Origin of the sequence: Sphingobacterium sp. CZ-UAM (assembly GCF_002000245.1) — a bacterium.
Classification (GTDB): Bacteria; Bacteroidota; Bacteroidia; order Sphingobacteriales; family Sphingobacteriaceae; genus Sphingobacterium.
On the sequence record NZ_MTCM01000001.1, the window covers coordinates 1,617,775 to 1,628,542 of the forward strand.

Genomic DNA, 10,768 nt, shown 5'->3' on the forward strand with positions numbered 1-10,768 from the left:
TTGATAGGACCGCCATAATTGAGAATCTAAATACAGTGTGCTGCTATTACACTACGTATCCCTTATTTTAACTCAATCGTATATTCACCCGTAATATTTTCCTTCCCTGTTTCATCATAGGCAGCCACTTGTATGGATAATTTATCCTTTTCTTGCTTTATACTTTTATAGACGAGATAGTCGAATTTAAATTTTTCATAGAATTCAACATTGTAATTTTCCTTGAAATTAATACTATTATGTCCTTGAATAGCAGTATATGTCCTTATGGGAACTAATTCACCTGTTGAATTCAGTTCTGCAAACAGAATTGAATATCTGAAGTATGGATCAAAAATCCGGGAGGAAGCGTCACTATAAAAAGGATCACTAAAAAGAAAGCCGGGAAAGGAGTCTATGATGTGGTACAACCACAAATTAAGCTCTTTTCCTGTATCCAGATATTTGAGTTTTAATTGGCCAATTTTGTTTTTGGTCTTATCTTCATTTACTTTTAAACGAAGATCGAATTTTAAATCGTCATCGGCCCATGTCCACGAAGCAGGTGTTTTGAATAACTTATAAACAGCACCGCCTTCTTGTCCGTAGGCACTACCTGAGCGGATACACTGCAGACTGACGGAATCTGTCGTACTATTTAATACATTAAATTGATAATCCGTCAAATCGGAATAATTTGGTCCTTGGCGCATTAATGATGAAATAACCGAGCCACTTGAGAAATTCAGGATTACTCCGCCTGTCCCTCTATTAACTAAATATGTGGAACGATCGTCCGATTGGGTTCTATAAGTTGTTTTTATTCGGACAATATTTTTTGCTGTATCAAATTTTAAGACCAGAGGTACAGTTCTACCATTTGATTTGACCATCATCACCCAACCATTCGGAGCGGATCCTAACGCTTTTATCAAATTATTTTCTTTTTCCGCTACGGAAGCTGATAAGGTCTGTTGATCGACTAAAATATTATCTTTTTCGCAGGATATACAGCATAAAATTGCTAGTGCGAGTGTATAAATCCATTTTTTCATTGCTATAACATTTTATCTGATTGATTAATAGGTGGTTTTAAATACTACAGAGTCACACAGTTCATGTAAACGATGGAGATCCATGCCTTTGTCGTTATAAAACCTATAAATGAACGCGTATTTGGTTTTAAGCTTCTCATTGGTTTCTATCAATGAGAGCACTTCCTGTTTGGACTTACGGGTGATATATTCAACGCCTGTCGCAAAATCTTCTTCAGGGGCAAAACCGCCATACGCACTAAAAAAACCATCTTTATTCGCTGTTGAATTACTTTTTGTACTCCATGCTTCCTTATAATAAGTTCCTACGGATATATTATCGAAATATTTTGACCGACCATATTTTACGTCTTGATTATGTGCATGTTCATGCCATAAAGTAACTAGATGATCATATAGCTCATCCTTGTCACTTTTGTCAAACATATTGATTCCCCCCATTCCGAGACGATAGAATTGCCCATTGAATCCGGCTCCACTAGCGGCATTTAGATCTGACTGTGTAGAATGATAGTATCCGCCCATCAGAATAAATTCACGTGGGATTTCCCGTGCAAAGTAATCGGGGAACGCTTTTTTTACCGTTGGCAGCCAAAATTTTGCCAACATCAATCTCGTATAGGCTAATGCTTTTTCATAAGAAGGGGGGTAATAATAGGCATAGCCGGTGCGTATTAGCCTAGGTGTGTATTCATAGATAACTTTAACGCCAAAAGCATTGTAAATAGAATCACATAAGCTATCCAGCTCATTCCATTTTTCTTTGGGTTTGTCTGTGATATCAAAATAATCAATTTTCTGATCTATAGTCGGATTGTTCTCCTCAGTCTTGCAGCTGTGAAAAACCGAAATTCCAAGTAAAATTAAAAGATAATAAAGTGTTTTCATCTTATCGTGGATTTAATTGATTTTCAAGTTCGGGATTACCTATTCGTGCATTGACGGGTATTTGCAGGGCTGTTCGCGGATCATTTGGCGCCAAAGTGGCATCTACAGTTTCGGATTTGGCATCCATTTTATGTTCTACCCGAATACCTAATCTTTTAATGTCATACCAACGAAGCCCCTCTGCCAACAATTCAATTTTCCGTTGCGATAAAATCTCTTCCAATACTTGCTCGTTGGTTGAATTCATGGGCAAGGGTTGATAGTTGTTTTCTATTCTACTTTTTCTAAGTACTTCAAGATCCTTTAAGGCAGCATTTTTGTTGACGGTATTGATCTTTAGATAAGCCTCGGCCCTACTTAATAGTACTTCTTCAACACCAAAAAGGATATACCGTGTGTCGCTCCAGTCCGTCACATTTTTTACCATAAATATACAATCGTCGATAACGGTTCCTGCATTATTCTTGTATAAACCCCGATAATCATCATCTGTGATAAGCTTTCTAAAATCCCGGTCTACATAAAAACCACCCCAGCTATTTCCTATCGCATAATGGAGATATGCGCTTTGTGATGCCATAATAATATTGGGATGTGTCGAAGGGTCATTGAGTTGACTGGAAAAAAAATCCCAACCACTTTTATACAGTTGATCGCGATCTTTTTCCATATCGCGTAATACCATTCCGTTGGATTCGAATGTTTTATTCGCATAAGCAATCGTGTTGGCGTAATCACCTTTGTAAAGGGATAATCGGCAGGCAAATGCATATGCTGCGGCTGCGGTAAATTGATAGGGATTGACTGGTGTCAGTGCTGGATATTTCTCGTAGATGGAAATGGCCTTATAAAGATCAGCTTCAATAAGCTGATAGGCCTCTTTTACCGTGCCCCTTTTATAGGTAGGTCTGTTTTCTTTATTGATGTCCGTAACTAGTGGTACCGCTAGATCTGTTTCATAACTGTTAACATTATAGTGTTTACCAAATAGATTGGTAAGCACAAAATAACAATAGGCTCGAATCAACAAGGCTTCGGCGAGAATAACATCACGCTCAGATTCTTTCCCATCAGAAGCGTTAACAATATTTTCAATGACATAATTTGCATCATAAATTTTGTTATAAAAATGCGTATACGCAGTTGCTGGAGAAGCAGCGTACTTAATGGCATACTCATAGTCGTCTTGATAAAGATATATGGGTGTGTATAGCGGTTTCCAGGCGGCCTGCATTAAAGCTGGATAAATATAATACGTATCTGTAAGAACCTCTGTGAAAATATCATACTTCGTGGGATATGCTTGGCGTGTCAGGGCTTTGAAATCCGGGACGCTTTTTATTTCTAGCCTGTTGTCAAAAGGTTTGTCAAGATATTTTTGACAACTATTGCACATCATTAGGACCAATATGACGATACTATGTAGTGTTATTTTTTTCATATTAATTTTTTTTATAATCCAATTGAAAGACGCAGCGAAAAGCTCCTTGGGTTCGGAAGATTGACACCCGTGATGAATACATCGGGGTCTACGCCACGTAATCGAGGACTGCCCCAAAAGGTTAAGTTATTTGCAGATAATGCAATCCTTGCGGATTTAATTTTTTTAATGGAATGCAATGCTGGCATGATATCGTAAGATAACATAACTTCACTCAAACGAATATGGCTGGCGTCCACGACACGTTCTGTACTTCTGTTGTAAGCCAATTCATCGATATTGGCCATTGTTCCCAAATAAGATTGATGTACCGTACTAATTAATCCGGGGATATTGGTCAATTCCTCATTCCCGGGGGTCAACCACATATAATTTAGATCGGCACTTTTAGAACTGGCATCATCATAAAAACGTTTGGCTATCCCATTTTTGAATACTTTGTGCCCCGCGGCAAAGGTAAGAAAGAAGCGTAGATCGAAGCCTTTGTATGCAAGGTTCGTTGCGAAAGAACCAGTGGATGTAGGACTACGTGGACCCATATATTGGATGAGGGAAACATCACGATCACTTGAAATTATCCCATCGACAACATTGTCACCCCGATAAAACATCGGCCGCCCTAGGGAATTGAGTTTTGCGAATCGATATGCATATAATCCTTCCAATGGTTTTCCCTCCATTCCGTATCCATTGGGACGTGTTATTTCTGTTAGGTTCAACGATTGTTGTATCCCCTCGACGACCGTATTTTTAACATAACCATAGATCAGATTTACACCCCACTTAAAATCAGGTGAGTTGAGAATATCCTGATAGGACAAATTGATATCGATCCCCTTGTTGGTCATGGAAGCCCAATTGATCAATTTTGTCTCGAAACCTTCCTCTTGTGCGGTGTTGAATGGAGCAATTAGATCCTTGTTTTTTCTGTAATAGTATTCTAGCGTTAAATTGAGTTTTTTGAACATACCGATATCTAACCCCACATTTGCGACATAATCTCTTTCCCAATTCAATGCATAAAGTTCGGGTGAATTAACTCGGATGCCTGATGTACTATTGACACGGTCTATTTTATTGAGATTGACTGGAAGCGCGTTAAGTTGTGGCGAGATTTGAAAAGTGTTGCCACGAAGGGCGTAACTGCTTCTTATCTTTAAAAAATCAAACAGCTGATTTTTATTGAGTGCTTGAAAGAAAGGTTCTTTATCGACATTCCACGAGACGCCAATTGAATAGTTTGGTAAATACTTGGAACGTACATTCTTACCAAACATGTTACTACCGTCAAATCGTGCCCCCCCTTCGATATTATAGCGGTTTTTATAGGAGTATTGATGCGAAGTATAAAAACCGACTACATTTTCTTGCCGAAATGAGGTATTAAAAAGTTTTGAATCCGTTAGGATAGCTCTCAAATAAGCCAATGTTGAGGGGTTGGTCGTTTTACCTGAATAATACAAATAGCCATAATTTGTATTTTTTGTATAATCGAAATAATCGTTTCGGATATCACTTCCAATAACTGAATTTAGATGGTGATTGCCCCATTCCTTATCAAATGTAAATTGGCTACGAATATTATAGAATTTTCCGCGATCGTTATTCGTTATTAAGATACCCCCGTCAGATAAAATGGATGATTTTATAGCATTTGGATCATTTGGATCCTGCCACAGTAAATCATTTTTTCCCCGTAATGCATCATTGTAATCTACACGGTGTGCGTTGGCATAATTCGATTTTTCTGTAACCGTATGATTATAATTGTTTACAGTCCGACGTAATGCGCCCGTAAATTCATAGGTGAGATTATTTGTTATTTTAATCGTTGGCTTCACCATGAACCTAAAATCTTGCGCCTCAACAGTTGCGAAATTTTCGTTCAATTCTTCAAGAATATTAAAAGGGGCGAGATTCCTTATATAATGTTTTGGCGAGCCATCATCATTATAGGGATATAACGTACGACTCGTATTGATGGCATACAATGCGGGATTGATTTCGAATGACCTCGTGACCGCCCCATATGAAATCCCGGAGTTAAGTGTACCAGGAGTGAGCTGTTGTCTAAACGCATAGTTAGCATTAAAATCTAATGATAGCCATGTACCTATTTTTAAGACATCACGGAAATCTAAGGTATATCTGTCAAAACCATAACCTTTAGCTTGTCCATTGTCTTTCGTATAATTGCCAGAAACATAATAGGTGTTTTTTTCTCCACCTCCCGAGAAGGAAAGGTTATGTTCTTGCATGAGATTGTTTTGGAATAACACATCAAACCAATCGGTATTGACGGTAGTAGCCTTTTCTAATTCGGCATAAGCCTCGTTTAAGTCGATCTCCCGTAAACCATATTTGCGATAAGGCTCTGTGTAAGCGCCAGTCTCTAACGGCCACACTTCGTTCGAATAATATCCTGCGTTCCATAGGCGTCTATACATGTTCATTTCCTGCCCTGAATTCATCAAATTAAATTGATTGATATTTGGCTTGAGACCATAGGTTAGCGCAGACGAGTAGTTGATGTTGTTTTCATTTGCTTTCCCAGACTTTGTGGTAATCGAAATGACTCCATTTGCTGCGCGAGTCCCGTAGAGAGAAGTTGCGGCACCATCTTTCAGAATAACAATATCTTCAATATCTTGTGCGTTTAATCCGGCGATTGCCGAACCCAATACTGCGGCGACATCGCCCGAGTAGAGTTGACTGACAGACAGATTCGCTGGTGAAGATATAGGAATACCATTGATCACAAAAAGGGGCTCTTGATTAGCGGAGATGGATGCGTTACCTCTGATGCGGATTTTAGCTGAGGTTCCCATGGTTCCAGAGACACTTTGTACCGATACCCCGGCTGCAGCACCCTGAAGCATTTTTGAAACATCAACATAGCCCGAACGATCGATTGTTTTTTTATCAATGGTACTTACAGATCCAGTAAATTTTTCTTTATTAATCTTTTGGAATCCAGTGACAATGACTTCATCGAGTGAATTTGCTGTTTGTTGCATACTTACTCGCATTTCTTTGTTTGAAGTTAATTCCTGGGGAACGTACCCGATGAGATTAAAGCTAATTTTAGCAGATAAGTTTTTAAGTTTAAGGGCAAATTTTCCCTTAGAATCGGTGACCGTGCCATTGTTCGTACCAATTTCACGTATGCTTACGCCTTGCAATGGTCGTCCTTCCTTGTCCATTACAACGCCCGAAATGTTCGTTTGTTGGAAAAGTACTTTTGTAAAAATGGGCTTTGATGCAGACTTTCGATACGAAAGTTTCGTGTTTGATGGGGTAGCAACGTTATTATTTGAATAAGCCTTTACGATCGTGGGTACGGTTATCCCTAAAAAACAGTATGCTATTGTAAAATAGCGGCCAGACAATAGCTTAAGATTCACCATTTTTTTTGATGAAAGCTGATCTGTGCGACGATTAAAATTAAAGGTTAATTTTTTCATAAATCGGTCAAAAGAGAATAGTTTCGATAAGAGTAAAAGAGGTAATATTGTCCTCTTTTTTTATCGTTTGTTTATACTTTATTGATTTGTATTATTCTCAAGACGATTGAGATCCCGGATTGTCCCGAAATTTTTTATTTTTTATTTGTTTACCTCTAGATTAGATAAAAGGCTGCCGCTCGCTTCTTGGCGAAGTATATCAGAGGGTTTGTATTGAAAATTAAAAAGAAAGGCTGTTGCCAAGTAGGCAAAACCCACTTGGCAACAACCTCTTCTAAAACGTTTCTTGCTTAATTTTCTATTTCATATCCTATTGGATAGGAAATACCTGTGAATTCCGTTTTCACCGAGGACCTTCCATTGAGGTCATAGGAACAAATATTAAAATAATAAGTTCCTGCTTTTAAAGGATTGATTTCGAGCTCCATCGTTGGTTCGCTGTGGGTCGTCCGATCAAAATTCAGGGATAATGAATCCTTGTTGTTATTCCAGAAAATACGAAATTCGTTGATATTTGGATCAGATGGAATTTTCCATATAATTTTTATTTTCTCATTTCCTGCTATCGTCTGAACCGTCGTAACCCTTCCTGCATATATCCGTTCACCGCCTTCTATAAATTCACGGTAACTGTCTTCCATTTTGCCACAGGAAGTTCCAAACAGCAAGATTGCAGCTAATATCGCGAGCAAACCATTGTTATTTTTCATGTATCTCATTACAAATTATTTTAATATACGCCATTGTAATTTTTATTTCTTCTCATTTTGTCCATATAAGGTTAATTCCATTAAATGAAAAAAACCTGCTGCCCAAGCTGAAACCACTTTAAAACGGATATATCTTACTTTAGGTGTGCCTGGTGGAAAATTGAATTCATGCCCTTTTTTCGCAAGATCTATATCTACCGCAGAATTTATGCCCGGTAATTGTCCCGACGGTTTAATCACTTCATAATGTCCTAATGACTGCCATTTTGGATCCCAGACATCAACTTTATCATCTGCTGCCAGAGGCTGCTCGATAGAACCATATAATTCAAACTCCCTCGGATTACCATGGGAGTACATGTAGATATCCAAACGTTGATTAATGACAAAGCGACTCAATGAAACCTCCTGTCCAAGATCAAAAGTAAACCATTGCGGCATACCAGCAGGTGGGTACTCTTTCGTATGAAATCCCGTCGCGAGATTGCCATCCCACAATCGCTCCATTGCCCAACCGTAGTCCTCCCCTTGATCTGTAGGCAAGCCCGAAAGTTTGACAATTTTCTTCTTATCTATTTCTTCTTCTAATTCAGGAATCCCTGTCCATTCCACTGTATCACTAAAATTTTGATATTTATCACGTATCGTCAATCCAAAAGTGGTCTCTTCGGCTTTCATACCACGCACATTGAATACGATTTGCTTTTCCGCAGAATAGTCTGTTTTAACAGCGGACCATTTACCATCCGTATTTTTCTTAAGGATAACAGCTGCGAGAGCCGCTTTTACCGGATTATCAAGCTGCACCAATATTCCCCCAAAATCCGAACGGATCTGTGCCGTTTTAGCTGCATACGAAAATGGCGGGTCTGTGGGGTTTACCTTAATCGTTATTGGTGTGGACTTTTGTTCCGCTCGACTAACGGCATACAGCTGTACATCAAAACCTCCTGCTTTGACAAATCCGTCAACATGTATTGTGTCATTGTATATCGAAGTTTTCTGCTTGAAAATTTTCCCATTTCCAACATCGTATTCAGCCTGTACGTACAACGCATTGGAAGACTTTGGCAATGCAAATTTAATGGATGCTCCACCCGAAAAATTTTCAACGACTACCGCCTTCTCGACTGGCATCGGCGTACTGTTATCGTTTACGCTAGGATCAGCCCAGCTGGATTCCTTACACGACCATATAAAGAGTATGGCTAATGTGGGTAGAATGAATTGTACAATCCTTTTCATATTTATATTTTTTTTTGAATATATTTTCATTTATTACCAGCCAGGGTTTTGAACCAGATTGCGATTTCTGATAATCGACTCCTCTTTAATCGGCCAAAAATTTTCCCGGAAGGAGTAAATTCTGTTATTTAAGATCTGTGGCACATTGTAATCTTTGGCACTGATCTTAACAATGTTAAATCCTCTCGTGGCTTTCGTATACATGGTATTGGCAATATTCCAGCGCCTGATATCCCAGAAATTCTGTCCTTCAAACATCAGCTCAATCATCCGTTCCTGCTGGATAATTGCACGTAGCCCTTCTTTTGTATCTGGTTTATTTGGATTTTTTGAATAATTGGCCCAAGCTTCTTTCACACCCGGTAATCCATATTTGCTCCTAATTTTATCCAATAAAGCATATACCTCAGCAGTTGGTCCATTGACTTCATTAAGCGCCTCAGCATAGGCCAGATATAAAGCGGACATCCGATAAATAGGTGCTAAATAGCGTTTTTGTGAATAACTATTCTGCTCAATGACAGACTCCGGACTAACGATTTTCTTGGCAAACATACCCGTAATCGAAAAAGCATCAATCCGTGTACGTCCGCCTACTTCATAGGCTCTGCTCTGCACATAAAAATAATTTGCAGCATTCGATTCCGAATAGCGTCCATTTCCATACCATACCCCTCTATCAAAGCCGATGGAGCCATAATAACGTGGTTCACGGTCAAAATGGACTTTTGCCGCCTCCTCACCTTCACGGATATAATAACGGTCTTTGAATACTGCTTTTTTTAATTCATACCGATTTGCATAATCAAACGTCTTATCTTCGGTAATGGGCACCCCATGATTGGAATAAAATAATTCAGCAGCTTCTAATGTCGGTGCAAGACTCTGGGCCACAAATACGGAAGCCCGACCTTTGTCCACCTTTGTCTGTCCGGCTGATTGATAAACAAATGAATTGGTTTTGGCCCAAACAATTTCAGGATTTAAATTACTGGTGTACGCATTACGGATATTCAGTTCAAATTTTAAAGAATCAGGGATAACACGTTGCACGGCTTCCAAACTATAGGTATACATCTTATTCTCGCCAATGGTTTCAGCATACGCGATGGCATCTTTATAGGCTTCAGCTGCTTTTTCCCATTTAGCGATACTAAACTCGGTATTCATTAATTTAGTACCCTTTGCATCCACTAGACTCGCGTAATCCATATTACCGTTGAATAGTGGACTCGCGGCCGTTAAAAGAATCTCCGCTTTGATCGCCGCTGCGACTGTCTTCGTAATCCGGCCTGCTTCCGTCGGACGGCTAATATAGCGTTCCTGCAATAAATTCATATTGCTATCAATAATGCCTACGATATAATCCAAGTTTTCGTCAAAAGTATTGCGGAATACGCGAGTCTCCGCTGTCGGTGCTATAACCGGCAGATTTATCTTAATATTAGGAATCGGACCGTACTGCCGCATTAACAGATAATGATAGTACGCCTTTAATACATTCACCTCCCCAATCCAATAATTTCGCTCATATTCTTCGATATCGGGTACTCGACCAATATTCTCCAAAAAAATATTACAGTCTCTAATGGCTTGGAACATCCCATTATCCCAGATATTGAACTGAGGATTTGTTACAGATAGCTGGCCTTGGGCCACCTCAAGAACATTATTCCTATAAAAATTTACGGGCTGATAATGCCAAAATTCATTTCCGGCAAAATAGGCTGGATTAACGTTTGGATCACTGATATTGGGAATATAACTATAGCAGGTGGCCAGATAGCGCTGTGCCTCGCTCCGTACCGAAAATGCATTGTCTATGCCAGCGATATTATCTGGTACGACATCAATAAATTTCTGACAGGACCAGCAGCAGCTCAAACTGAGCAAAACAAGCAAGCACCGACATTTAACGATCAAATAATTCATCATATTTTTAATTTTCAACTGTAAAAAAATCATTTTAGTGGATTTAAAACTTAT

Annotated in this window: 7 protein-coding genes; all 7 read right to left on the minus strand. The window is 39.0% G+C overall.

The annotated features are described in order from the left end of the window. Positions 1-62: 62 nt before the first annotated feature. The gene (locus tag BWD42_RS07045) at positions 63-1,034 is read right to left on the minus strand and encodes a DUF4302 domain-containing protein (protein WP_077434470.1); all 972 of its coding nucleotides are present in this window, start codon (positions 1,032-1,034) and stop codon (positions 63-65) included. Positions 1,035-1,058: 24 nt separating this feature from the next. Next, positions 1,059-1,922, minus strand: a complete 864-nt coding sequence (locus BWD42_RS07050) for a substrate import-associated zinc metallohydrolase lipoprotein (RefSeq protein WP_077434472.1) — start codon at positions 1,920-1,922, stop codon at positions 1,059-1,061. Between the two features lies 1 nt (position 1,923). Continuing rightward, positions 1,924-3,363 carry a RagB/SusD family nutrient uptake outer membrane protein gene (locus tag BWD42_RS07055; protein WP_077434474.1) on the minus strand — a complete coding sequence of 480 codons (1,440 nt, stop codon included), beginning with the start codon at positions 3,361-3,363 and terminating at the stop codon, positions 1,924-1,926. An 11-nt stretch (positions 3,364-3,374) separates the two neighbouring features. After that, positions 3,375-6,770, minus strand: a complete 3,396-nt coding sequence (locus BWD42_RS07060) for a SusC/RagA family TonB-linked outer membrane protein (RefSeq protein WP_175991982.1) — start codon at positions 6,768-6,770, stop codon at positions 3,375-3,377. Between the two features lie 347 nt (positions 6,771-7,117). After that, complete coding sequence (locus BWD42_RS07065; RefSeq protein ID WP_077434478.1) at positions 7,118-7,546, minus strand: DUF4998 domain-containing protein; 429 nt, start codon at positions 7,544-7,546, stop codon at positions 7,118-7,120. A 33-nt stretch (positions 7,547-7,579) separates the two neighbouring features. Beyond that, positions 7,580-8,782 (minus strand): DUF5000 domain-containing lipoprotein, encoded by a 1,203-nt coding sequence (locus BWD42_RS07070; protein WP_175991983.1) that lies wholly within the window; start codon positions 8,780-8,782, stop codon positions 7,580-7,582. Between the two features lie 33 nt (positions 8,783-8,815). Then, positions 8,816-10,717, minus strand: a complete 1,902-nt coding sequence (locus tag BWD42_RS07075; RefSeq protein ID WP_175991984.1) for a RagB/SusD family nutrient uptake outer membrane protein — start codon at positions 10,715-10,717, stop codon at positions 8,816-8,818. Positions 10,718-10,768 lie beyond the last annotated feature (51 nt).